We start from the raw sequence: 24,159 nt of genomic DNA, 5'->3' as shown, positions 1-24,159 counted from the left end.
CTTTTCTTAAACTTCCTAGATGCTCAGAGTCTTTGCATCGGGCTTGCGTTCGAGCAGCCACATAAAGATCGTTCGCGACACGAAAACGGCCGAGAACAGGTTGATCAACAGACCCAAAACGAGCGTCACGGCGAAACCGCGGATCGGCCCGGAGCCATAGAGGTACAAGATCACCGACGCGATGATCGTCGTAACGTGCGTATCGATGATCGTGATGAACGCCTTGTCGAATCCGACCGAGACCGAAGTCGCGACCGAATGTCCGTCGCGCAGTTCCTCGCGCATACGCTCGAAGATCAAAACGTTCGAGTCGACCGCCATACCGATGCCGAGAATAAGTCCTGCGATTCCCGGCAGCGTGAGCGTCGAATCCATCACGATCAAACCGGCGAGCGTCAGCAACAGGTTCAGCATCAGAGCGATGACCGCGTTGATCCCCGAACCGCGGTAGTAGATCAACATAAAGATGACGACGAAGACCAAACCGCCTGCCGAGGCGCGAACGCCCGCGCGAATCGAATCGGCGCCGAGACTCGGTCCGACCGTCCGCTCTTCCTGATACTCGATCTGCGCCGGAAGGGCTCCCGATTTAAGCGTCAGCGCGAGGTCCTCCGCCGAACTCTTCGTAAAGCGTCCGGTGATCTGCCCGGTATCGAAGATCTGGCCTTGGATCACAGGCGCCGACTTAACTTCGTTGTTGAGTACGATCGCCAAATACTTGCCGATATTCTTTCCCGTCCAATCGCCGAACTTCTGGGCGCCGGCCGGCTTCAAATTGAATTGGATCTGAAAATCTCCGTCGTTGCCTGATTGCGAATACGCCGATGCGTCGCGAAGTTCGTTGCCCTCGATGATCGCCGGATACTCGACGACGATGAACTGCGTGGCCTTTGGCTTTGCCTGGGTCGGCGTCGGCGCGTCGTCCCGCTCGACGTACGGATAGATCTTGCGGTTGACCGGAACGGTGCCGCCAAGCGAAGCCTTCGCCGCTTCTTCGGTCGGGTACGTTTGGAACGAGTCTCCCGCAACCTTCATCAGCGTCAGATTCGATTCGGCGCCGATCAATTTCTTGATGCGTTCCGGATCGTCGACACCGGGCATCTGCAACAGGATTTGCCCCGAGGACTGCGCGCCGTGGCGCTGCAGTGTCGGCTCCTTGACGCCGAACGCGTTGATGCGGCTTTCAATGATCTTCAGCGCTTGCTCAACGGCCTGCTCCTTGAAGACTTCCTGAACCCGTGTCGGCAGCGACCACGAAACGGACGTGCCGCTGCTGCTCGACGTCCACTGGCTGAAATCGACCTTTTTCTTGGCTTCGTCGATGACCGCCGCGGCCTGCGTCGAATCCGAAAGGTTCAATGTCACCTGATAATTGCCGTTCTCGGCAACGACCGCGTTGCCGGTAACCGGAAGTTTCGCATCGGTCGCCGCGTTGAGCGCGGCCTGCGCATTGTTCTCGGTGAGCTTTTTCAGGTAGTCATCCGATTTGACGCGCATCACGAGGTGCGACCCGCCCTTGAGGTCAAGGCCCAAATTGATGTTCTCGGACAGGTTCTGCTTGACGCCGTTCCAGGTGAAATCGTTCCCGACAGGAGTACGACGAGGCCCAAAGACGAGGTATACGCCGATCAGCATGATCGCGATGATGATGACCGTGCGAACGGCCAAACTTTTGTTTTTCATAAAATCGATAATTGTTGACTGGAAATTGATCGAACGCCCGGCGCCCAACCAACTATTAACCATTCGCAGTTAACAACCTATTTAACTTCTTCGGCTTTCTTTCCGATGACGGCCTGTTTGCCGACTTCGAGAAACGACTTTTCGGCGCTTTGAATAATGAAACTCGTCTCCTTTATTTCCTTTATCTTGCCGATGATCCCGCCGTTGGTAACGACCTCATCGTTGATCTTGAGCGTCGTGATCATCTCCTGGAGTTTCTGCTGCTGCTTCTGCTGCGGCCGGATGACCATAAAGTAGAAGATGCCGAAAATGATGACGATCATCGGCAGCAACGAGATCAAACTGCTGCCGCCGCCCTCACCTTGTAATAGCAAAATTAATGTGTTCATTGTCTTAGCGGAAAAGAAAAACGCAATTATGACAAAGTAAATTCATTTTATCAAAGCACTCCGCGGGCTTTTGCGCAACCGTCGTATGATAAGTTCCGAAAAACCGCGGACCGAGTTCGACGCCGTCAGGATCCGTTGGCGGCCTTTGCCAAAAAATCTTTCCGAAACGCCTCGAATCGGCCTTCAGAGATCGCCGACCGAATGCGTCGCATCAGGTTCAGATAGAACGCCAGATTATGATGCGAGATCAAAGTCGCGGCAAGCATTTCTCCCGCTTGATAGAGATGACGCAGATAGGCGCGCGAGTAACGGCGACAGACCGAGCACGGACAGTCCTCGTCGAGCGGACCCTGGTCAAGGGCGAATTTGGCGTTTCGGATGTTCAATTTCCCTTTCGACGTGAACACGCCGCCGGTGCGGCCGTTGCGCGTCGGCATCACGCAGTCGAACATATCGACGCCGTGGCGGACCGCTTCGATCAGGTCCTCGGGAGTCCCCACGCCCATCAGGTAACGCGGCGCGTCTTCCGGCATTTGCGGCGCGAGGAATTCAAGCACTTCATACATCACGCTTTTTTCCTCGCCGACGCTGAGCCCGCCGATCGCATAGCCGTCAAAACCGATCTCGCGCGTCAGTTCAAGGCTCTGCCGCCGCAGATCGAGATGTCCGGCCCCCTGAACGATGCCGAAAAGCGCTTGATGGCCCGAAAGCGGCGGGCCGATATCCGAGTCCAAAAATCCGGAATCGGCCTTTCCTTGCAGCTCGCCGAACCTCGCTTTCGACCGTTCCGCCCAGCGTGCGGTCATCTCGAGCGATTCCCGTGTCCGGTCCTTTCCGGCGTCGCCCGGCGGGCATTCGTCGAAGACCATCACGATCTCGGAACCGAGTGCCGCCTGGACCTCCATTGAGACCTCGGGAGAAAGAAACCTCCGACTGCCGTCGATGTGCGAACGGAACTCCACGCCCTCCTCGGTCAGTTTTCGCAGATCGGTCAGGGAGAAGACCTGAAATCCGCCGGAGTCCGTGAGAAACGAACGGTTCCAGGTCGAAAACTTATGAAGCCCGCCGAGTTCGCGGATCGCGTCAGGTCCGGGACGCAAAAACAGGTGATAAGTGTTGCCGAGGATGATTCTCGCGTCGAGTTCGTTTTCCAGCCACTCGAAGCGAACACCCTTGACGGTTCCTTGAGTTCCGACGGGCATAAAGACCGGCGTTTCGATCGTCGAACGCCGGGTCTGAAGAATTCCGGTCCGGGCATTGCCGTCCCGTGCTGTCACCTTCCAATCGATCGGACGCATATCAATCGTTCGACGGCGGCGGAACGTGCCCGACCAAAGACCAGATATTCGACGCGCCGACGGCGATCTGCGAAACGATCTTGCCGTCCTCGTTGACCATTACCGCCGACGGAGTTCCGGGCATTCCGATCGCTTCCGCCGTCTTGCCGGCTTCTTCGATCAATATCGGAGAACTGAGCTTGAGTTCCGAATGGTCTTCCGGCTTTCCCTGCGAAAGAACAACGAGGTTTGGATGATCCTTACCCTTTTCCTGATCCCAGGCGATGAGATCCTTCATCATCTCGCGGCAGTAACCGCAACCCATACTCCAGTACATCAGGAGGGTCGACTTGCCTTTGAGGTCGGCGGAACTGATGTCGTTGTCGTTCAGGTCCTTGAGCGCAAACTCGGGGACATCGGAACCGATCAGCGAGTCGCCCGCATCCGCGAGCGCGAAGAGCCTCGCCGGTTCTTCGGCCTTGATCTTGCCGATGAGTTCACGGATCGCGGCGTCGCCGACCGCCGGCTGCGAGGCGACCACGCCGCGATAGTTGATGAAGATCGCGCCCGGCGTCCACTCGGCGCGGAACAACTCGGCAACCTCGCGGTCGTTTTGGAGCAGAATCTGCTTGAACGATTTTCCGCCAAACTTCTCGGTGTTGAGCGACGCTTCGCCGGTGCTGAAGATCACGAAATCGACCGTTTCGCGCAGTTCCTTTTGCCACTCTTCGATCTCGGGAAGCAATGCCGTGCAAGGCGTACACGTCGGACTCACGAAAAAGAAGAGCATCGGACGCCCGCGCGCCGTGAGTTCTCGCGATGTAACCGTCCGGCCGACGAGGTCCTTCAATTCAAACCGCGGGAGGACCGCGCCGATCGGCAACCCGTCTACCGGCGCGTTGATATCCTCGCGCTTGACCTCCTTTCCGCCCTCGTGCGAAAGCACCTCGAGAAGTTCAATACGCCGCATTATCTGCGTCTGCTGCTCCGAGATCTTCTTCAAATAAAAAACCGCCAATCCGAGCAGCGCCGCGAACGCGATTCCGAAAATCAGTTGAATAGCCATTTCTATTGTTAATTCCGTAACACCTAAACCTTGATTGTAATAACCTTGCGCGACCAGCGAGAACGCGAGAGCGGCGAAAACGACATTCCGGATAAGGCTCTTCCAACTCACCGGCTCGCTGTGGATCGCTCCGAAACAATGACAGTCGGGCGCGTTTCCTTTGGCGATCTGCCAGATCATTCCGCCGATGAACACCGCCAGCAGGACGAACGTGCCGATCGCGCCGAACCACGCCGTGAACAACGGCAGCAAAAGAATCGCAAACCCGATTTCAATGATTGGCAGCGCGTACGCGACGCCTTCCGCGAGATCTTCCGGAACCCCGAATTCTTTGACCGCCGTTTTCGAGCCTTCAAGATCGAGCAATTTCCCGACCGCCGCCACCGAGAGCACGGAAAACAGGAAAATTCTGATCAGAAGCAGGATCTCGTCCATAAGAAAATCGAAGCGCGCGGCATTCGCCGGCGATTAACCGTTAGCAAATAACTATTCACAATTAGCGATCAAGATTCAACTCTCCTTTCGCTCTTTGTGGCGTTCCTTCAAACGGATCGGCGTCGCGAAAAACTCGAACTCCTCGCGCAAACGATTCTCGATATAACGCAAATACGAGAAATGAAGCCCCTCCTTGCTCCCGCCCGACGTGAACAGGACGAAGAGCGGCGGGCGCATTCCGCCCTGTGTCAAAAACTGCACTTTGAGCCGCGAAAATCCGCCCTTGACCGGCGCCGGCGCGGTTCCGCCTTTCGGCTGCGAGATCGAACTCTCGAAAAAGCGATTGAGCTTCGATGTCGTTATCCGCAAATTTCGCGCTTCGTTCGCCTTCGCGACAAGCGGCAGGATCTTTGTCACGCGCTGGCCGGTGAGCGCCGAGATCGTGACCATCGGCGCCCAGTCGAGAAACTTCATATGACGGCGCAATTCCCGCTCGAACTCGTAGATCGTGTTCGTTTCCTTCTCCTCGATCGCGTCCCATTTGTTGACGACGAGAATCACGGAGCATCCGGAATCGACCGCGTAACCGGCGATGTTCGCGTCAAGATTCGCAACACCCTCGATGGCGTCGATGACCATTATCGCGACATCGGCGCGTTCGAGCGATTTGCGCGCCATGATCACCGACAGTTTCTCGGCCATCTCGGTCGTTTTGCCCTTGCGCCTGATGCCGGCCGTGTCGATCAGCAGAAACTTCTGCCCGTCGACCGTCAGATGCGTGTCGATCGAATCGCGGGTCGTACCCGCGATCGGCGAAACGATAACCCGTTCCTCGCCAAGGATCTTGTTGAGCAGCGACGACTTCCCGACGTTCGGGCGACCGATGATCGCAAGTTTGATCTCGTCCGACGGCTCTTCTTCGACTTCCTCTTCGAATTCGAGCACTTCATATACTTCGTCGAGCAGATCGCCGACCGAACTGCCGTGCTCGGCCGAGATCGGCGTCAGATTGAATCCAAAGCGATAAAACTCGGCGGCTTCCTCCTCGACTTTCCGGGTCTCGGATTTGTTGGCGGCAACGAAGATCGGTTTCCCGATGTTCCGCAGATAGACCGAGATCTCCTCGTCGAGCGGCGTCACGCCGACGCGCGCATCGACCACCCATATAACGGCCTGCGCCTCGGCGATCGCGTGTCCGGCCTGTTTGAAGATATTCGCCGGAATGATCGCTTCGTCGTCCGGGACGATGCCGCCCGTGTCGACGAGGCGAAAGGTCCTCGATTTCCAATCTACCTCGCCGTAGATGCGGTCGCGCGTGATCCCGGGCTCGTCGCCGACGATCGACGTGCGTGCTCCCGTCAGGCGATTGAACAATGTGGACTTTCCGACATTCGGACGGCCGATGATGGCAACTAGTGGCAAATTCATAACTTCGGCCTAGATTCTAACAAATCTCCCGGCACAATGCCGAAAGCGCCGCAGCAATTGAGCTAATCGGCCGACCGGATCCAAAAATCGGATTTCCGTCATCAGCTTGACTCGGATTCAAAGTCGAGGAAATTTCGGCGACCCTTTGAATTGATTTTTGAGAAACCCGCGGCAACTATGTTAGCTTTGAAATCTTGATGTGTATTTTGGGAAGAACTATCAAAACATTTTTGCTGACCGCAGCGGTTTCGATGGCGCTCGCGTCTTTGGCCGTCGCGCAAGCCCCGGTCTCAGTTTCGGCAAGTGTGTCGCCGACATCGATCGCGCCGGGCGGGAAGGGCACCGCGAAACTGACGGCGAATATCGCCGCGCCGTGGTATATGTATTCGATCTCGCAAGGCGCGGGCGGACCGATCCCGACCAAGATCTCGTTTGGCGAGGGCGTGTTTGCGATGAACGGCGTGAGCGGCCCGAAACCGAAGGTCAAATTCGACGAGAATTTCAAGATGAATACGGAATCGTATTCGGGTTCCGCGACCTTCACGATTCCTTTCACGGTCGCCGCCGACGCGCCCGAGGGCGAGCAGACGCTAACCGTCAACATTCGTTATCAAGCCTGCAACGATTCGGTGTGCCTGCCGCCGAAGACCCTGAAAGCGACGGCGCTGGTGTTGATCGGCGCCGGCAAGACATCACCGAGTCCTTCCCCGTCCGAAAGTCCGACACCGACCCCGACTCCGACTCCGACGCCGGCCAACGTCAACGTCAACACGGCGGCCAACCTCAATTCGAACACCGCCAATGCGGCGTCAAACGCGGCGGCGCTTGTTGAATCGAACACCAACTCCGAAGCTCCGCGTTCGCAGGTCTCGCAACCGAACCGGACGGCCGGCGGCGATCTCGAGAACGGCGGATTTTGGGGATTCATCTGGCTCGCGATGACATTCGGCGCTCTCTCGCTGCTGACGCCGTGCGTCTTTCCGATGATCCCGATCACGGTTTCTTACTTTACGAAGAACGCCGCCGAGAGCCATCTCGGTTCGATCCGGGACGCGTTGATCTATGCGGCCGGGATCATTCTGACCTTCACCGCGCTCGGAATCGCGCTGGCGCTTCTGTTCGGCGCTGCGGGAATCAACCAATTTGCGGCGAACCCCTGGATAAATATGCTCATTATGGGCATTTTTCTGGCGTTCGCGTTCAGCCTGCTGGGCGCTTACAACATCGGTATACCGCCATCGATCCTGAATCGGCTCGACAAACTGACGCGTTCGAAAGAAGGAAGCAGGACGCTCGGACTGCTGTTGATGGGGCTCACGTTCTCGTTAACTTCGTTCACCTGCACCGCGCCGCTCGTCGGCACCATCCTCGTCGCCGCGGCCAATGGAAAACTGTTTTATCCGGTCGTCGGAATGCTCGCGTTTTCGTCCGTTTTCGCGCTCCCGTTCTTCATTCTCGCAGTCGCGCCGCGGCTTCTGCACTCGCTTCCGAGTTCGGGCGGGTGGATGAACGCGCTCAAGGTAGTGATGGGATTCCTCGAGATCGGCGCGGCGCTCAAGTTCCTGTCTAACGCCGATCTCGTCTGGGGCTGGGGGATTTTCACGCGCGAGGTCGTGATCGCCGGTTGGATCGGACTTTCGGTGCTGATCGTTTTCTATCTTCTCGGGATCTTCAAACTCGTCCACGATTACGGCGAAGTCAAAGTCGGATTGATCCGCGTCCTGAACGCGTTTCTTTTCGCCACGCTCGCGTTCTACCTTCTAACCGGCCTTTTCGGTGCAAAGCTCGGCGAGATCGAATCGTTCCTGCCGCCGGCGAAGGAGAGTATGACCTCGTCCACGGGAGAGAAGAACGGCGAACTCGGCTGGGTCGTCAACGACTACGCGACCGCCCTGAAACAGGCGAAGGAACAGCAAAAACCCGTTTTCATCGACTTCACGGGTTACACCTGCACGAACTGCCGTTGGATGGAAGTAAATATGTTCCCGAAGCCGCTGGTCCGCGCCGAACTCGGGAAATTCATCCGTGTGCGCCTCTACACCGACGGCGAGGGCGAACCGTACGAAGGATTTCAAAAAATGCAGGAGTCGCGTTTCGGAACCGTCGCGATGCCGCTCTACGCGATCGTCACGCCGAACGACGAGATCATCGCGAGATTTGAAGGTTTGACACGAAATGAAGAGGAATTCGCGAACTTCCTCAAGTCAGGGCTCGGAAAGTGAGTCCGGACCGCTAGCATCCGCCCGCGCGACCTAATCTTTCAAGAACTCGTACATCACGTAAACATTCAGCGCCCCGGCGGCGATCTCGTGCCGGATCCCGACGGCCCGCATTTTGAGGCTTCCCGAATTCTGGATGGGAATCGTGAATGAAACTCTTTCCATCTGCAAAATGTTGATCGGATTGATCTTCCGGTCGATCGACGACTGAACCATCCGCGCCAGCAGTCCGCCGCCGATTCCGCCCGCGCCGCTCAAATTCACCTGATTGACACGGGCTCGTCCGACGAGCGACTGCTTGGCTTTGTCGAACTCAAGTTCGACGCTCGTTTCGGCGACCCCGGCGAAGTCGATGCAACCGATCAGCGGCGGGTTGTAGTTGCCCGTAAAGGCGATCGGTGCGAGGATCTGCCCGTCGCGGAATTTGACCGCCGTCGCGACGCCGTCGATCTCGCGCTGAAGTTTGATCGATTCGCTGCACGCCGCCGAACTCGCCGACGGACCGAAAAGACTCGACACCAGACTCTCGGACGAGTCCGAGTCCGTGGTATTCAAGGAGAGCGGAAACTCCGGCGGACTCGAATTCTTGAACACGGCCTCAAGCAACGCGTCAAAGAATTTTTCGTCGAGCCGGAGGGCGACCTCGGCCGTTTGCGCGTTCGCGGCGCCCGCAAAAGCAATCAGCGCGAGTAAGATCGTTGGCAGCAGTCTTCTTATCATTGGAATCCTCGATACAGAATTTATCGCTAAATAGATAGAAACGACAACCCGGAAGTTGTCCGCGATTTCGGATAGTCCACGATCAGCGATGCGAAATCGAGTTTTTTGTGTAAAATACGGCAATGAAGAGAATCGCGTTCGCTGTCTTGATCACCGGAATTTGTCTTTTCGCCGTCAATGCCCAAAGACCGGTTAGGGTTCCGATGGTCACGACCGATCTTCAGAAACTCGTCGAGACCGAAAAGGAATTCGCCCGGGTCGCCGCCGAGAAAGGCACGAAAACGGCGTTTCTGACGTATCTCGCCGACGACGGGATCATCTTCAACCCGACCGAGGTCAACGGCAAACTCTCCTGGAAGAACCGCCAGGAATCTCCGGCGCTGCTCGCCTGGAATCCGGTCTGGGCGGACGTTTCATCGAATGGGAAACTGGGTTACACGACCGGCGGCTGGGAGTATCGTCCGAAAGGAAAGACCGACAAGGCGACCGCCTACGGCGAATACGTCACGATCTGGCAAAAACAGTCCGACGGCCAGTTCCGCGCGATGCTCGACATCGGCATCGGCCATCCGGCGAAGAGTCTTTCGAGCGCCGCCTGGAGATCGCCGTTCGACGCCGGCCGCGGTACTCCGAACGGCAATGGCGTCGGCGACGAGATCTTCACGGACATTTTCTCGAACACGAGTATGGCGAACGGTTACTTCAACTACCTCGCCGAGGACGCGATCGTTCTTCGCGAAGGACATCTTCCGTTCACTGGCAAAAAGCCCGCATTCCTCGGACTCGAAAAGCTGGAAAAGGAATTCCCCGATTCAAGTTTTCTGAAATTCAGCGCGAACACTTCGAAGATTTTCGGGAATATGATGTATGCCTGGGGAGTCTATTCGTTGACCCACAAGGACAAGTCCGTCAGCCGCTGGAACTTCGTGCAGATCTGGAAGCATCGCGCCGGAAAATGGCAGATCGTGCTGGATATTTTCAACAAGATCGAGAAATCATCGTAGCTCCCCTCAAATCCAGTCGTCTCCGTTTTCTAAATTCGGTTCTCAGTTCTCAGTTCTCCGTTCTCAGTTCTTAGCCCGAAAACCTGCCGGTACGCCGCTGCTTCGGCGGCGTAGATGATCGGCGCGACAAAGATCAATCCGATGACGAAAGCCAGTAACCCGCCAATGAACAATGCCGTCTGAATGATCATCAGCAAGACCACTCCGCCGATGTTTCCGACAAACGCCCTGGCGCTGAGAAGGATCGCCTCCGACGTTCCGAGGTCGCGGTCGGCGACGAGCGTCATCGCAAAAAACAGAAAGGCCTTGATGACCATCGATCCGAACCACGCCGCGGCGTACATCGCCACGAGCGGCGCGCCGATCTGCGCGAAGATCGCCTGGATCTTCTCCGGCGTCATTTCCTGTCCCGCGTTCGCGGTCAACTCCTCCGGAAGCATCCCGTTGGCGACGACGATCGAGGCGACGACAACGAACGGGATCGTCTGGATCAAAACAAAGATCACGACCGGCACAAACCGGCTGAAGCCTTCGAACATCATCGAGATGGTCGGTTTCCCGCTCCGGAAAGAGGCAAAAACAGCCATAAAAAGCCCGCATACGAGACACGCTCCGACGGCGCTGCTGAGCACGGATCCGACGAACGGAACAAGGCTTGCCAACAAACCGGCCAAAAACTGGATGACGATCATTCCGACAAACAACGGATAAAACGGCTTGATCGCGGCAAACCCTTCGCGCACGCATCCGACCGCGTTCAGTGATCCTGAACGATATTCGAGTTCCGATTTCATTAACAAAACCTTGCCACAAATCACGATCCAAAACAATCGGGTTTCGATGCGACTTGCGAAAAAACGAAAACATTCGCAAACTCTTAAGCTGTGAGTTCAAGATTCGAACAAGTCGTCCGCCTGCTAAAGCTTGAAGCGGCCGCGATCGAGCAGTCGGCGGAAAATCTCGATGCGGCGGCGGTCGAACGCGCGATCGATTCGATCATCGCGTGCGGCGGCAAAGTCATCGTCACCGGCGTCGGAAAATCGGGCGTCATCGCGCAGAAGATCGCGCAAACGATGACCTCGACCGGGACCGTCGCCGTTTTCGTCCATCCGTCGGACGCGCTTCACGGCAGCCTCGGCGTGATCGCGCCGGGCGACGTCGTCATCGCGCTTTCGAACTCGGGCGAAACGGACGAAATATTGACGATCCTGCCGGCGATCAAACATCGCGGCGTCGTTTTGATCGCGATCGTCGGAAGCGTTGCGTCAACGCTCGCCCGCCAATCAGACATCGTCCTCGACGCCTCGGTCGGCGAGGAAGCCTGCCCGCTCAATCTCGCGCCGACCGCGTCGACGACCGTCGCGCTCGCGATCGGCGACGCGCTGGCGATGACTTTGATGGAAGCTAAGGGATTGACCGAAAAGGACTTCGCCGAGAATCATCCGGCCGGACGTTTGGGCAAACGCCTGACGCTGACGGTCGCAAGTCTGATGCACGATAGCCCGAACGTCGCGCCGTCGGCAGGCTGGCTTGTCGTCGTCAAAGCGATCTCGAAATTCGCGCTCGGCGCCGTCAACGTCGTCGATGACTCCGGAGGCTTGCTCGGGATCGTCACCGACGGCGATCTCCGCCGGACCATCGAACGCACCGCCCCGACTGATTTCTCAACGCTTACCGCCGCGCAGATGATGACCGCCGACCCGATCACCGCTTCTCCGGAAATGCTCGCCTACGACGCGCTGCAACTAATGGAAAACCGACCGTCGCAGATCTCCGTCCTGCCGGTGATTGAAAATACAAAATGCGTCGGACTGCTGAGATTGCACGACGTCGTTCGAAGCGGACTCTGAGGATTTGCGATTTGCGATTTGCGATTTGCGATTTGCTCGGATTTCAAATTTGCCCTTTGCCCTTTGCCCTTTGCCCTTTGCCCTTTGCCCTTTGCCCTTTGCCCTTTGCCCTTTGCCTTTTGCCCTTTGCCCTTTGCCCTTTTGCCCTTTGCCCTTTGCCCTTTTGCCCTTTTGCCCTTTGCCCTTTGCCCTTTGCCCTTTGCCTTTTGCCCTTTGAACTTTGCCCTTTGCCTTTTGCCCTTTGCCTTCTGCCCTTGCCTTCTGCCCTTTTGAATTTCAAAATCTGATCATCTGGCTTGTTCCCCGGAATACCGCGCCCTTTCATTTTCCAGTTCTGCCGCCAGATTCTTGTCGGCGTCGCGGATTGCGTTCTCGTCGCGCAGGCGGTTGACGATCTCGATCGCCTTCGCGACCGATTCAAGCGCGCGTGAGCGTTCATTCTTTTCAAATAGCGCCTGCGCCGACAGTCTGTACGACATCGAAAGATCGTAACGGTAAGTCGTCGATTTCGGGTCGGATTCGACGATCGGCGACAGAATCTCGATCGTTTTCTGAAGTCCGGCAAGCGCCCGGTCGAATTGCCGTAGACCGATCAGCGCGCGGGCGCGTTCGGTTTCGTAGATCGCCAGATTTCGCCGATATTCGGCATTTCCCGATTCTTTCGCGGAAAGTTTGGTCATTACCGCCATCGCGGCGTCACAATTTTCGATTACTTCCGGAAATCGGCCGGCCAGCCGCATCGCGCGGGCGGTGTTGAAATATGAAATTGCGAGATCATAGGCGACGACCCCGTTTTCGGGTTCCTTCGCCAATGCGGCTTTCGGGAAATCGATCGTCGGCGAACAGGTCGAAACCGCGTTCGGGCCGTCCTGTTTGTCGATGTAGAGTTCGCAGAAGATCGAATTTGTCAGCCAAACACTGCGCTGAACGCGGAAATCGTTCGGAAATTCCCGGGCGAGTTCGCGGCTTACTTCAACCGCCTGCGTCAGCCCGCGGATTCCGCCTTCGTAATCGCCGAGCGAACCCTTCGATTTGCTCATAATTCCGGAGCAAACGCGTCATCGTCTTTTTGAAATCAGCGTTTTCGGGCTGCGCGCGACGCAGGCTTTCGACGATCGCGAGCGCCTCTTCAAACAATCCCACGGCCCGTTCGGTTTGCGAATTGAACACCGGAATCGCCCCGTAATCGATCAGCAGCACGGCCAAACGGTTCTTCGCTTCGGCCGAAGCCGGTTGGGCCGCAACGAGTTCGCGGCGCAATTTCAGCCCTTTTTCGAACATTTCCTCGGCTTTGGCTGTTTCGGTGTTGTTCCAAAGCGTTCGCGCCGTCGTGTAGTAATTGTTTGCGAGCCTCTCCAACGCGCCCAGATCCGCCGGATCGGCCGTACTGATCGCCTCGCGCAGCATTCGCGCTTTGCGGTAACTCTCGAGCCCGGCTTCGATATTCCCCAAACTCGAATTGTTCAAGGCTCCCTGGACATCGCCGATCTTCTCGTACGCGGTCGCCAATTCGCCCTGCAATTGAAGATCGTCCGAGGCCTCGGCCGATAAACCGTCGAGATATGCAAGCGCGTTGCCGACGATCTTTTCGCGCGCCTTCAACGCGCCTTCGAGGTTCTCGATCTCCGGGTAAACATCGAAAATGTATGAATTCGCGAGTTTGCGGACATCGTTGAACCGTTTTGCGGCGCGTGCGCTTTCGATCCGTGCGACCCGCGCTTGCCAAAGGGTCGCCGAAATTCCGGCGATGATCGAAACTGCGATCGCGGCGGCGGCGATGACCGCGGCCAAATTTCGCCTGACGAACTTTCCGGCCCGATAGGTGAGAGTGTTCGGACGCGCCATGATCGGTCGTCCTTCCTGATGACGCCGAATGTCATCCGCGAACGCTTCGGCCGACGAATAACGGCGTTCAGGCTCTTTTTGCAGCGCCTTGAGGACGATATTGTCGAGATCGCCCGAAACCGATCTCGGGTTGACGGCAAGGTATGCCGACGAGGTGCTCGTTTTCGCGGGCTTCGTCTGGCGGTCTGGAAACGCGACCGTCTCGTCTTCCGTTCGGGAAGGGTTGAAACCCGATTCGGAGATCACCGCCGACGGCCGACGCGGTTCCGACTCGACGACGGCGCGATATATCTCCTTGAGACTTCTTTCGTTTGATTCGAACGGGCGATGACCGCTCAACAATTCGAACAGAATCACGCCGAGACTGTAGATGTCGGTCGCGGTCGTGACGCTTCGGCTCTGAAGTTGCTCGGGCGACGCATAGCTCGGAGTCATCGCGCCGAGACGCGTGACGGTTGCGGTTTTCGCCCCCGGGAAATCTTCTGAAATGAACTTCGAGATCCCGAAATCGAGCAATTTCGGCTCGCCCGAGGCATTGATCAAAATATTCGATGGTTTCAGGTCGCGGTGCACAACGAGATTGCGATGCGCGAAGGCCACTCCGGCGCAGATCTTGCGGAACAAATTGAGACGCTCTTGCAGGCCGAGTCCGTGGACTCTGCAATACTGATCGATCGGCAGACCTTCGATGTACTCCATCGCAAGGAACGGGATGCGGTCATCCGTCGTTCCGGCATCGAGCAGCCGCGCGATGTTCGGATGCTCCAACGCCGCCAGAATCGTCCGTTCCTGTTCGAATCGTCGCCGGAAGGCTGCCGTATTCATCTCGCGACGCAGCAATTTCAGCGCAACGCGCTGTTCGAATTTGCCGTCCGCGCGTTCAGCCAGATACACCGCGCCCATACCGCCCTCGCCGATCTCGGAGACGATCCGGTAAGCGCCGATGGTCTCGCCGGCCAGAGAAGTCGAATCGTCATCGGCAAAAAAGCCGCTCGACAAGTCCACCGCCGATATCCCGAATTCGTCGCGGGACGAATCCTCAAACGCCAGCAGCGATTCGACCTCGGCCCGAATCTCAGCATCGAAACGCTCGAGAAATTCCAGACGTTCCGATGGCTCGAGTTCCAAAGCGTCATTCACGACCTGCTTAATCTTGTTCCATTTTTCGGGATCCATATTCGAAGCTTGCTCCTCAATTGGGAAAGCGAAAGAACTGCTTCAAGACTGCCATCTTTTCGGGGAGGCTCTGACCCCGGATCAATCACGTCTCAATTCTCTCAAAAGCCAGAGCTGGGCCGAACGCCATTCGCGCGCAACCGTTCGTTCAGAAATGCCGAGCGATTCGCTGATTTCGCCATTGTTCAACCCGCCGAAGAACCTCATTTCGACGACCTGCGCCTGTTGCGGGTCGAATTTCGCCAGTCGGTCGAGCGTTTCGTTGAGAGCAAGGATGGTGTCGGCTCTTTCTTCGACCGGAACGTCGAGACTGTCAATTGAAAAATGGACGGTTCCGAGACCGCGCTTCTCGGTCGCGTGATATCGCGCGTGATCGACCAGAATTCGCCGCATCAGCCGTGCGGCGATCGCGAAAAAATGCCGGCGATTCTGCCAATCGATACCCGAAGTCTCCGCGAGCCGCATAAAAGCTTCGTGCACCAGCGCCGTCGGCTGAAGCGTATGATCGGAGCGCTCGCGCGACATACAGATTCGCGCTTGCCGCTTGAGTTCGTCATAAACGAACGGCATCAAACGCTCGGCCGCCGCGGCGTTGCCGTCGTTCCAATCCTGCAGAATCCGCGTGATTTCTTGGGGGGCATTCTCTTGCATTCTTAGTCAATGATGTTTGGCTTCGAATTTTAAGGCAATTTCGGTTGAAAAAGAAAGCGATTTTTCGCGATGCCCGTCAAACGCGATGGGATTTCGAAAAAAATTGGCAGAGTTCGGTCTGGTCTTTCGCTTTTGTCAGTAGAAGGCGAAATTCAAACTAATTTTTCTTGAGGAGAGTTTATGAGACCAATCAGAAGACTATGCCCGGCGATCTTCAGTCTATTTTTATGCGGCGGGTTCTTCGCGCTTGCGGTCAGCGGCCAGAACGTCCCGAATGGCGGACCGTCCGCCGGACTTTTCGAAATGGCGATCCGCAACCGCGCCGTATCGGCAGCGAAATACGACGACTCGCCGGCCGTCCGGTTGCGGCAGAAGATCAGCGAATTGAAGGCAAAGACCGGTTCGGGCGGATCGGTCGCGGTAATCGTCCGGCTGAAGATCGAGAATTACAGACTCGACGCGTTGCTCGATGAGCGTGCGCAAGCGATCCAGCGACAGGCGATCCGCGAGAAACAGTCGTCGCTGCTCGCCAGTCTCAGTGCCGGCGCCGACGACGTAAAACGGTTTGAGTTTCTGCCTTTGCTCGCGATGCAGGTGACATCGGACGCCCTCAACGCGTTGGGCGAATCGAACGAGATCGACGACATTCAAGAATCGGAGTGGCAAAGGCCGTTGTTGCTCGAAAGCATACCGCTCATCGGCGGCAGTCCGTTCGGCGGTGCGAACGGCGGGACATTCGGCGGATTCTCCGGACTTGGGCGAACCGTCGCGGTTCTCGATACCGGCGTCGACAAGACCCATCCTTTCTTCAATAACCGAGTCGTCTCCGAGGCGTGTTACTCAACCAACAGTGCCACGAACACGAGCTACTGTCCGGGCGGTGCGAATTCATCGACGGCAAGCGGCTCGGGCCTGAACTGCAACGTCAGTGTCATCGACGACTGTTTCCACGGAACACATGTCGCCGGAATCGCGGCGGGCGGAAACCCGGCGGTTTCGGGCAATGGGGTTGCCCGAAACGCGAACATCATCGCGATTCAGGTTTTCTCGCGCTCCACCGATTGCGGCGGCGGCGCGTCACCGTGCAACCGCTCGTCGACGGGCGACACGATTCTCGGTCTCGAGCGGGTTTACGCGCTCCGGACGACCTTCAACATCGACGCCGTAAACCTGAGCCTCGGCGGCGGCCAGTATTTCAGCAACTGCGACACCGAGCAATCGCTTTACAAGGAGGCGATCGACAACCTGCGCGCGGCCGGAATCGCGACCGTCGCCGCGTCCGGCAACAGCGGCTATACCAATTCGCTCAGTTCACCGGCCTGCGTTTCTTCGGCGATCAGCGTCGGTTCGACGCACGACGGCAGCGCCGGATTTCCAGATGTCGTCTCGGATTTCTCAAACAGCGCGTTGTTCTTGAATCTGCTCGCGCCCGGCGAGTTGATCCTTTCCGCGTATCCCGGCGGCTTGTATCAAAACACTCAGGGAACCTCGCAGGCCGCGCCGCATGTCGCCGGAGCGTGGGCCGTGATCCGTCAGAAATTCCCGACCGATACCGTGACGCAGGTTCTGAACCGCATCAAATACAGCGGCCCGGTGATTCTTGACCCCGAAAACGGAATCGGCAAACCGCGACTCAAGCTTGATACAGCGCTCAACACATCGAACGCCGAACCGTGCGATTCGAGCGTCGCCATCAACTTCGGCCAGACGATCAACAGTTCGATCGCCGCGGGCGATTGCCTTTTGATATCGGGATCGCGGGCTGATCGTTTCAGTTTCACCGCCACGCAGGGACAACAGATCGCGATCACGCAGACTTCGACCGCTTTCGATTCATTTCTGCTTCTCTACAACTCGGCCGGCGCGAACATCGCTTTTGACAACAACGGCGGCGGCGGCGTGAACTCGCGAATTCCGGCGACCAGCGGATTCTTTACGATACCCGCGACCGGAACCTATTACATCTATGCATCTTCCCTGACTCTCGGCACCGGCGCGTATTCGGTCAGTCTGATCAACGGCGGCGGATGCAGTTTCACGATCAATTCAAGCAGCCAGAATTTTCCGGCGGCCGGCGGGAACGGTTCGTTCAACGTAACGACCGCGTCCGGATGCGGCTGGACAGCGCAGAGCAATTCGGGATGGCTGACGACAAGTTCAACCGGAAGCGGAAACGGCGCGGTCAATTACGTTGTCGCGCCCAATGCGTCGCCGTCGCAACGCATCGGAACGATCACGGCCGGCGGGCAAACGCACACGGTCACCCAAGCAGGCGCCGCGGCCGCGACCGCGCGCGCGCCGTTCGATTTCGACGGCGACAACAAATCCGATCTTTCGATATTTCGGCCTTCGGTCGGCGAGTGGTGGTATCTGAAATCATCGAACGGCGGAAACGCGGCGGCACAATTCGGGGCGTCGACGGACCGCATCACGCCCGGCGATTTTACGGGTGACCAGAAGAGCGATTTTGCTTTCTTCCGGCCGTCCACGGGACAGTGGTACATAATGCGCAGCGAGAATTTCACGTTTTATGCATTTCCGTTCGGCGCCTCAACCGACATTGTCGCACCGGCCGACTATGACGGCGACGGAACGACCGACGCGGCGGTCTTTCGACCGTCGAACGGCACCTGGTACATTCAAAAATCCGGCGGCGGAACCGATATCATTGGTTTCGGGGCGTCCGGCGACAAACCCGCGTTCGCCGATTATGACGGTGACGGGAAAGCCGATCTTGCGATTTTCAGGCCATCAAACGGTCAATGGTGGATTCGCCGCAGTTCGAATGCGACGGTCTTTGCGGTAACGTTCGGACTTTCGACCGACCGATCAGTGCCGGGTGACTTTACCGGCGACGGAAAGGCCGACATCGCAATTTTCCGGCCATCGAACGGCATTTGGTATGTTCTGCGGAGCGAGGATTTCAGTTTCTATTCATTCCCGTTCGGTGCGAACGGCGATGTCCCGGTCGTCGGAGATTACGATGGCGATGGCCGCCGGGACGCCGCTGTCTTCAGACCCGGAAACGGCACTTGGTACATCAACCGTTCGACCGCCGGAACATTGATCCAGGCATTCGGAATCGGAACCGACCAACCGGCTCCAAGTGCGTTTTTACCCTAAAGAAACAAAAGGCAGTGCATAACGCAGAGTGCAGAGTGCAGAGTGCAGAGTGCAGAGTGCAGAGTTCATAGTATCTGAACTCTGCACTCACTATGCACTATGCACTATGCACTTTTTTTGCACTATGCACTATCCTCTATTCCACTTTCACGAAATCCGTGCCCGTGCGGCCGAAGGTCTCGGGATGATACATCTCCTCGGCCTTGGCCGGCGGGACGACGAATTCGCCCGGTGTCGTTGCTCTGGCGACGTATGAGTAGTTGTAAACGCCTTCCCAAAGCAGCGATGCAAACGCTTCGGCGCGTTCGTCGCGGAAGTTCTGGTGTTCGAACCAGTATTGCCTCCAGTAATACCAGCCGCGGCCGTAGCTCCTTGACCCGTATTCGACGACCGCAGTGTTCTGATTGTCGCCCGGGATCGATTCCGTCGTCGCCAGCCCCGGATTCAGGATCTCAAGCCCCGCCGGCAGATTGTCGACCAGCGCGACGTGGTATCGCCGCGCCTGAGCGACCATCGTCAGTTTCACACGGACGCGCGCCCCGGCCTTGAAAGTCCAGGTTCCGTCCGGATTCTGCTTGACGTCTTCCGGATCGTCGACCGCCTCGTATTTGCGGAGCACAGTGAACCCGTAATCCGCCGGAGCGAGTTTCAGACTCTTCGGCGCGTACTTCATTCCGATTCGATAGTAGAGCCGTCCCGCGCCCTGTTTGTCGAGGATCAGGTTCGACGTTCCGCCCTGCTCGACGAGGTACGACATCGGCACGTTAAGCTGATTCGAATCGATCGAACGTCCCTTGAAGACCTGTTCGCCGGCGTATGCGTTGCCGAGCCAGACTTTGGCGACGAAATCGGGCGTCACCTTTTCATAGGCGTTGAAATACTTGTCGAGCGCGAGAAGAATAAACACATTCTCCTGCGTATTCGACCACGCGCCTTTCGTTCGATGATCGAGCAGTCCGCGGACGAGTTTCGGGATCAGATCCTCGACGCTCAGACCGCCGCCCTGACGGGCCTTGATCAGCGCTTCGAGCAGCACGCCGTCGGCGCGCCGGTTCGAATACATAATCAGCCAGGCACCGTCGCCGTAATCGGTGACGAAATTCGCCGTCGCCGCGGTTTCGGTGGTTCGGTTTACGAGGAACCGCTTGATCGCCTCGACCTCGACGGTCGAACCCTTGTCGTTCGCGAGAACCGACAGGATCCAGCCCAAAGCTTCGAACGGCATCTTCTCGATCGTCGCTTCCTTGAGCAGCGCCTTCGCCTTCGCGACGTCCTTGTCGCCGATCATATCGCGGACATAGAGCGCGTAGGCCGAAATCGTCCAGCGGACCTGCGGCGAGCGTCTGTGCCACTCATCGAAATGCTTTTCGATGTCCTTGAGATACGGCTTGGTCTTTTCAAGCATCCCTTCGGGGACCTTGTAGCCCTTCGCCTTTGCCAACCCGAGCGCGTGCGCGACGTGGACCGTCAGGAACGGATATTCGTACCGCTCTTTGCGCTGCGACCAGAGCCCGAAACTGCCGTCGCCGCGTTGACGTCCCTTGAGAATCTCGACATCCTTCGCGAAACTCGCGTCGAGCGCGTCTTTCGTCGGGAAGTCCTTGGTCTTGAAAGCCGACAGCACGTCTCGCAGTGCGGCGATCGAGATCATCCGTGACGAGATCTGTTCGGAGCATTCGAACTGATATCGATACAGGTAGATGAACGCGTCGGTAAGTTCCTGCAGCTGGGTCGAACTCGTCGTCACTTCGAGGCCGCCGAACTGCGGCCAGACCTCGCCGGGCGTCTGGACCGGCTGGAAGATCGCGCCGTTCTGATCGGTCGTGCCGTAAGTCGCGAACGCCTCGGTCGTTGCCGGCGTCCAGACCGGCAGATTGATCTCGGCCGCGTCGGACCATTTGCCGGACGTGACCGCGATCTGGAAACGTGCCGTTCCGGCCGATTGCGTCGAGACCGGGAACCTCACTTCCGCGCGGTCATTGGCTTTTACAAGCACCCTTCGGCCCGCAGTCGTGCCGGCCGATCCGGGCTCCGTCAGCGTTGCATTCGTCGCCCGAATGGCGACGTCGACCGACATATCCTTGTCGGTCTGATTCTGGACGACGACCGGAAGCTCGACCTTGTCGCCGAAGTTCATAAACCTCGGGGCCGACGGCCTGACCATCAGCGGCTGACGCGCCGTCAGGTTCGATTCGCCCTTGCCGAAGCGTTTGCCGGTATCGACCGAAACCGCCGTGATGCGGTACCGCGTCAGATTGTCCGGGAGTTTGACGTTGACCGTCGCCTTGCCGTTCGAATCCGTCTTGACGCGCGGAGCGAACACCGCCAGCGCGTCAAAGTTCGTCCGCAGATTGATCAGGGGTGTCGGGACTCGCCTCTTCGTCGCGCTCGGCGACCATTTTGTCGGCGACCATCTCCTCGGAGCGGACCGCCGAAGGTCTCGGCGCCGACTTCTTCGCATCGTTCATATCGCTCTTGCGCGCCATGATTGCGGTGTTTGAAACGGCCCCGGCGGCCATCGTTGCCTGAATCTGCGGTTCCTGCTTTCTGACGTCGAGCGGATTTCCGAGCAAAATGTCCTTGCGCGAATGATAATCGGTGACGCCGTTGCCGCGCTGGCCGTAGAACGCGCCGAGCGGATCGGCGATCGAATACCCTGAAAGAGCGAGCACGCTTTCATCGACGACGACGACCGCTACCTCTGAATTGGCGACCGGTTCGCCGCGGAAATCCGTCACCGCGACGTTGACCTTCGTCTCGCCGCCCGGTTCGATCGTCGCCGATTCCGGTTCGGCCGAAACGTTGAGCTTGCGCGATTCGGTCGATATCTGGAGATTTATCTGTCCGCTCGCGAATGCCGGGCGTTTGGCGAGCTTTCGTCGATCTCGCCCTTCTCGTTCGGCCGCGGCGGCGCCGACCAGATCGACCTGGGCATAAATGTTCGGCAGATACTTCTCTTCGAGCGGAGCGCGCAGAGTGATCGAAGAATCCTTGACCGAAAACCGCTCGGTCTTGATGAGGCCGCCGCGGCGGAGTGTCAATACGCCTTCCGCTTGCGCGAACGGGGAGATGACGAAAAGTTCCGCCGTTTCTCCGGCTTTGTAGTCCTTCTTGTTCGGGATCAGCTGCGCTTCTTCCTGTTCGACGTTGCGTTTCGGCGGGGTCTTTCCGCCCGGAACCCAGATCGTGAACTCGCTTTCGTTGAAGCGTTCCTTGTCGTCCATCACGCGCGCCGAGATCCTGTACTGGCCGCCGGCCTTCGCGACAAACTCGCATTTCTGACCCTTGTCGCCGAGCGATTTGACGTTGCAGACCTGCTCATCGACCGTCTTTTCGATCCAGCTTCCCTTCTCGAACGCCCGATCCTTCAATACGGCTTTTATCTCGACATCGCGGTTGGCGACGGTTTGCCGTCGAGATCGGTGACGATCGACTCGACCGCCATTTTCTCGCCCTTCTGGACGAAGTTTCGCGCCGACTTGATGCCGACATACAGATCCGCCGGATGAACCAGCAGACTCGTCGAACTCGCCCACGTCTGTCGGTTGACATCCTGAACCGAGACCGGAAGCCGAAACCGTGTAAGGCCGCGGCGGATTCACCGATTCAAAGTCCACTTTCAAAGATGTTTTCCGGCTGCGTCGGTCACTCCCTTGAACGTCTGCGTCACCGATTGGCCGCCTCCCGGCCTGGAAACCGCCGTCGTAATCCCCAAACGTGCGCCACCAAGGAACCCGTTCCAAAGGTGCTAATCCTCGCGGTTCGGCGGCGTGTAACTCGTCGGCGTCGCGGTCACGGTCCAGTTCGTTTCGGCGTTCCCGAGCCCTCCGCCGGCGTAGTATTTCGCTTCGACGCCAAACATCGCATTGCCCTTGACGAAGTGCGGCGCCTCGGATTCGACGCGCGCCTTGACCTCGAATTCCGGGCCGGCGAAATTCCTGAACCTGAAACTGATGGTAATGGGTGTAAGCGCCGCCTTCGGTCTTGAGTTCGACGGTCGCCATCCCGAGATTCATATTGTCGGTAAGCTTGAACTTGAAGTCGAACGCGCCGAAAGCGTTGAGTTCGGCGGCGCCCTCGTGATCTCGTTGCCGCGCGCGTCGCGCATCACGCAGGTCACGCTCTTGCCGGCGCGGTCGCCGGAGCGCGCCGATGTCGCCCAGTTTTCCGCCGTCATAATGGCGAATGTAGCCCTTGACCGAGACCTCCTCTTTCGGGCGGTACATCTTGCGGTCGTCAAAAACGAACCACGTCAGCGTGTCGCTGTAGCCCTTTTGTACCAGCTCCCGGTTTCATTCCAGTAGTAGTCGGAGGTTCTCGGGCAGGAACGCGATGTCGTGGCCTTTCTTCGCAATCAGCACGTTCTGGGTCTTGTCGGACTGCGTTTCGGGCAGCGGCAGTCTCAGAATGCCGTTGTCGCCGGTCTGCGGACCGACAGCCGGCAGGATCGTTTCCGTTTCCTGCACGTCGCCGTTCTCATCGACCGATTCGACCTCCGTTTTCGGTTCGCTGCTTCCCCAACTCCAGAGCCATTTCCACCAGCTCTTGCTGTTCGCGGGCTCTTCGTTCACGGAAGACCCGTCGGCGTTTTGCCGTTCGGATAGATCGACAGCTCGACGCCGTTCAGCGGCTTGCCGGTTTTGAGATCGGTCGCGAATCCGACCAACTCTTCGTTATCGACGAACGCGTCGAGCCCGATCTGCGTCGCCTGCGTCAGGCGGTGATCTTCGTCCGGTCGTATTTGTCGCGCCGGACCGTCGGCTCGACCTCGATGATCGCGCTGCCGAAACCGCCGCTCAGAGCTTCGGATAGATCGATCCTCGTTTCGACCATTTCGTCGGGCTTCGCCTCGATCGCCTGGGTCTTGTTGATGACGAGCCTTCCCGGGATCTTCGGGCGCTTCTGCTCGTCGTAATACTGGAAAACGCATATACAGGCGGTACGCTTCCCAATCCTGGACCGTAACGGCGTAAACCTTGACCTTGACCGACGGCAAATTTGTCGAATAGATCGAATATGTCGGCTTCGCGGTCGGGTCGAGGATGACGAACGTTCCGCCCTGCAGTACAGATTCGGTTCGGCGGAACCGACGACCATCGTCGCCGTTCGGGCGCGACGAGCGGTTGTCCGTAAATGTCTTTGATCGAAGTGTCGACCGTGACTTTGTAGCTCGTTCGGCCCTTTTTGTAGCCTTGGAAATAGATGTAGTTCCCTGCCGGGTAGATATTCAGCCCTTCGACCGGCGGATCGATCTTGATCGATTCCTTACGAAACGATGTTCCGTCGATCGCGT

General features: G+C 57.7%; 19 protein-coding genes. 4 read left to right on the top strand and 15 right to left on the bottom strand.

Going from position 1 to position 24,159, the window contains the following annotated elements; translation table 11 throughout:
* Positions 1 to 15: 15 nt before the first annotated feature.
* The 5 genes from secD to der form a co-directional block, all read right to left on the bottom strand.
* On the bottom strand, positions 16 to 1,683 hold the full coding sequence (gene secD / locus IPN69_08825) for a protein translocase subunit SecD (GenBank protein ID MBK8810817.1): 1,668 nt from the start codon (positions 1,681 to 1,683) through the stop codon (positions 16 to 18).
* A 77-nt stretch (positions 1,684 to 1,760) separates the two neighbouring features.
* Positions 1,761 to 2,072 carry a preprotein translocase subunit YajC gene (gene yajC, locus IPN69_08820; protein MBK8810816.1) on the bottom strand — a complete coding sequence of 104 codons (312 nt, stop codon included), beginning with the start codon at positions 2,070 to 2,072 and terminating at the stop codon, positions 1,761 to 1,763.
* A gap of 125 nt (positions 2,073 to 2,197) precedes the next feature.
* On the bottom strand, positions 2,198 to 3,370 hold the full coding sequence (tgt, locus tag IPN69_08815) for a tRNA guanosine(34) transglycosylase Tgt (protein ID MBK8810815.1): 1,173 nt from the start codon (positions 3,368 to 3,370) through the stop codon (positions 2,198 to 2,200).
* 1 nt (position 3,371) lies between these two features.
* Positions 3,372 to 4,850 carry a redoxin domain-containing protein gene (locus tag IPN69_08810; GenBank protein MBK8810814.1) on the bottom strand — a complete coding sequence of 493 codons (1,479 nt, stop codon included), beginning with the start codon at positions 4,848 to 4,850 and terminating at the stop codon, positions 3,372 to 3,374.
* Positions 4,851 to 4,925: 75 nt separating this feature from the next.
* The gene (der, locus tag IPN69_08805; protein MBK8810813.1) at positions 4,926 to 6,278 is read right to left on the bottom strand and encodes a ribosome biogenesis GTPase Der; all 1,353 of its coding nucleotides are present in this window, start codon (positions 6,276 to 6,278) and stop codon (positions 4,926 to 4,928) included.
* Positions 6,279 to 6,508: 230 nt separating this feature from the next.
* Between der and IPN69_08800 the strand changes: the two genes are divergently transcribed.
* Positions 6,509 to 8,500 carry a thioredoxin family protein gene (locus tag IPN69_08800; protein ID MBK8810812.1) on the top strand — a complete coding sequence of 664 codons (1,992 nt, stop codon included), beginning with the start codon at positions 6,509 to 6,511 and terminating at the stop codon, positions 8,498 to 8,500.
* A gap of 30 nt (positions 8,501 to 8,530) precedes the next feature.
* Here IPN69_08800 and IPN69_08795 read toward each other — a convergent pair whose 3' ends face one another.
* Positions 8,531 to 9,217: a hypothetical protein gene (locus IPN69_08795; protein ID MBK8810811.1), complete on the bottom strand. Its 687-nt coding sequence runs from the start codon at positions 9,215 to 9,217 to the stop codon at positions 8,531 to 8,533.
* A 122-nt stretch (positions 9,218 to 9,339) separates the two neighbouring features.
* On the opposite strand from IPN69_08795, the gene IPN69_08790 reads away from it, so the two are divergent.
* A complete protein-coding gene (locus IPN69_08790) occupies positions 9,340 to 10,221 on the top strand; it encodes a nuclear transport factor 2 family protein (protein ID MBK8810810.1) in 882 nt (293 codons plus the stop codon).
* A gap of 29 nt (positions 10,222 to 10,250) precedes the next feature.
* On the opposite strand, the gene IPN69_08785 is transcribed toward IPN69_08790, so the two are convergent.
* The gene (locus tag IPN69_08785) at positions 10,251 to 11,015 is read right to left on the bottom strand and encodes a hypothetical protein (GenBank protein ID MBK8810809.1); all 765 of its coding nucleotides are present in this window, start codon (positions 11,013 to 11,015) and stop codon (positions 10,251 to 10,253) included.
* Positions 11,016 to 11,105: 90 nt separating this feature from the next.
* Here IPN69_08785 and IPN69_08780 point away from each other — a divergent pair, with 90 nt between their 5' ends.
* A complete protein-coding gene (locus tag IPN69_08780) occupies positions 11,106 to 12,071 on the top strand; it encodes a KpsF/GutQ family sugar-phosphate isomerase (protein MBK8810808.1) in 966 nt (321 codons plus the stop codon).
* 43 nt (positions 12,072 to 12,114) lie between these two features.
* On the opposite strand, the gene IPN69_08775 is transcribed toward IPN69_08780, so the two are convergent.
* The 4 genes from IPN69_08775 to IPN69_08760 form a co-directional block, all read right to left on the bottom strand.
* Positions 12,115 to 12,396, bottom strand: a complete 282-nt coding sequence (locus tag IPN69_08775; protein ID MBK8810807.1) for a hypothetical protein — start codon at positions 12,394 to 12,396, stop codon at positions 12,115 to 12,117.
* Entirely contained in the window at positions 12,359 to 13,111 is a 753-nt protein-coding gene (locus IPN69_08770; GenBank protein ID MBK8810806.1) for a hypothetical protein, read from the bottom strand. Before IPN69_08770 ends, IPN69_08775 begins: the two co-directional genes overlap by 38 nt.
* A complete protein-coding gene (locus IPN69_08765) occupies positions 13,044 to 15,092 on the bottom strand; it encodes a serine/threonine protein kinase (GenBank protein ID MBK8810805.1) in 2,049 nt (682 codons plus the stop codon). The genes IPN69_08770 and IPN69_08765 overlap by 68 nt, the downstream gene beginning before the upstream one ends.
* An 81-nt stretch (positions 15,093 to 15,173) precedes the next feature.
* Complete coding sequence (locus tag IPN69_08760; protein MBK8810804.1) at positions 15,174 to 15,743, bottom strand: sigma-70 family RNA polymerase sigma factor; 570 nt, start codon at positions 15,741 to 15,743, stop codon at positions 15,174 to 15,176.
* A 180-nt stretch (positions 15,744 to 15,923) separates the two neighbouring features.
* Between IPN69_08760 and IPN69_08755 the strand changes: the two genes are divergently transcribed.
* Positions 15,924 to 18,866, top strand: coding sequence for a S8 family serine peptidase (locus IPN69_08755; protein ID MBK8810803.1), 2,943 nt, complete (start codon positions 15,924 to 15,926; stop codon positions 18,864 to 18,866).
* 136 nt (positions 18,867 to 19,002) lie between these two features.
* Here IPN69_08755 and IPN69_08750 read toward each other — a convergent pair whose 3' ends face one another.
* The 4 genes from IPN69_08750 to IPN69_08735 all read right to left on the bottom strand — a co-directional run bounded on the left by IPN69_08750 (position 19,003) and on the right by IPN69_08735 (position 23,963).
* Entirely contained in the window at positions 19,003 to 21,030 is a 2,028-nt protein-coding gene (locus tag IPN69_08750; protein MBK8810802.1) for a hypothetical protein, read from the bottom strand.
* Between the two features lie 169 nt (positions 21,031 to 21,199).
* Positions 21,200 to 23,092: a hypothetical protein gene (locus tag IPN69_08745; GenBank protein ID MBK8810801.1), complete on the bottom strand. Its 1,893-nt coding sequence runs from the start codon at positions 23,090 to 23,092 to the stop codon at positions 21,200 to 21,202.
* Between the two features lie 66 nt (positions 23,093 to 23,158).
* Positions 23,159 to 23,437, bottom strand: coding sequence for a hypothetical protein (locus IPN69_08740; protein ID MBK8810800.1), 279 nt, complete (start codon positions 23,435 to 23,437; stop codon positions 23,159 to 23,161).
* Between the two features lie 142 nt (positions 23,438 to 23,579).
* Positions 23,580 to 23,963 carry a hypothetical protein gene (locus tag IPN69_08735; protein ID MBK8810799.1) on the bottom strand — a complete coding sequence of 128 codons (384 nt, stop codon included), beginning with the start codon at positions 23,961 to 23,963 and terminating at the stop codon, positions 23,580 to 23,582.
* Positions 23,964 to 24,159: the final 196 nt, after the last annotated feature.

Source organism: Acidobacteriota bacterium, from assembly GCA_016715115.1.
Taxonomy (GTDB): domain Bacteria; phylum Acidobacteriota; class Blastocatellia; order Pyrinomonadales; family Pyrinomonadaceae; genus JAFDVJ01.
Note: the sequence above shows the minus strand (reverse complement) of the source record. Positions and strands in the feature narration are given on the sequence as shown.

What these genes read in the sequence shown, in the direction of transcription:
- IPN69_08760 (MBK8810804.1), bottom strand. Translation starts at nt 15,743, where the DNA reads ATGCAAGAGAATGCCCCCCAAGAAATCACGCGGATTCTGCAGGATTGG.
- secD (MBK8810817.1), bottom strand. Translation starts at nt 1,683, where the DNA reads ATGAAAAACAAAAGTTTGGCCGTTCGCACGGTCATCATCATCGCGATC.
- IPN69_08745 (MBK8810801.1), bottom strand. Translation starts at nt 23,092, where the DNA reads ATGTACCGCCCGAAAGAGGAGGTCTCGGTCAAGGGCTACATTCGCCAT.
- IPN69_08785 (MBK8810809.1), bottom strand. Translation starts at nt 11,015, where the DNA reads ATGAAATCGGAACTCGAATATCGTTCAGGATCACTGAACGCGGTCGGA.
- IPN69_08750 (MBK8810802.1), bottom strand. Translation starts at nt 21,030, where the DNA reads ATGGTCAGGCCGTCGGCCCCGAGGTTTATGAACTTCGGCGACAAGGTC.
- IPN69_08795 (MBK8810811.1), bottom strand. Translation starts at nt 9,217, where the DNA reads ATGATAAGAAGACTGCTGCCAACGATCTTACTCGCGCTGATTGCTTTT.
- IPN69_08735 (MBK8810799.1), bottom strand. Translation starts at nt 23,963, where the DNA reads ATGGTCGTCGGTTCCGCCGAACCGAATCTGTACTGCAGGGCGGAACGT.
- tgt (MBK8810815.1), bottom strand. Translation starts at nt 3,370, where the DNA reads ATGCGTCCGATCGATTGGAAGGTGACAGCACGGGACGGCAATGCCCGG.
- IPN69_08770 (MBK8810806.1), bottom strand. Translation starts at nt 13,111, where the DNA reads ATGAGCAAATCGAAGGGTTCGCTCGGCGATTACGAAGGCGGAATCCGC.
- IPN69_08775 (MBK8810807.1), bottom strand. Translation starts at nt 12,396, where the DNA reads ATGAAAGGGCGCGGTATTCCGGGGAACAAGCCAGATGATCAGATTTTG.
- IPN69_08765 (MBK8810805.1), bottom strand. Translation starts at nt 15,092, where the DNA reads ATGGATCCCGAAAAATGGAACAAGATTAAGCAGGTCGTGAATGACGCT.
- IPN69_08810 (MBK8810814.1), bottom strand. Translation starts at nt 4,850, where the DNA reads ATGGACGAGATCCTGCTTCTGATCAGAATTTTCCTGTTTTCCGTGCTC.
- IPN69_08755 (MBK8810803.1), top strand. Translation starts at nt 15,924, where the DNA reads ATGAGACCAATCAGAAGACTATGCCCGGCGATCTTCAGTCTATTTTTA.
- IPN69_08790 (MBK8810810.1), top strand. Translation starts at nt 9,340, where the DNA reads ATGAAGAGAATCGCGTTCGCTGTCTTGATCACCGGAATTTGTCTTTTC.
- der (MBK8810813.1), bottom strand. Translation starts at nt 6,278, where the DNA reads ATGAATTTGCCACTAGTTGCCATCATCGGCCGTCCGAATGTCGGAAAG.
- yajC (MBK8810816.1), bottom strand. Translation starts at nt 2,072, where the DNA reads ATGAACACATTAATTTTGCTATTACAAGGTGAGGGCGGCGGCAGCAGT.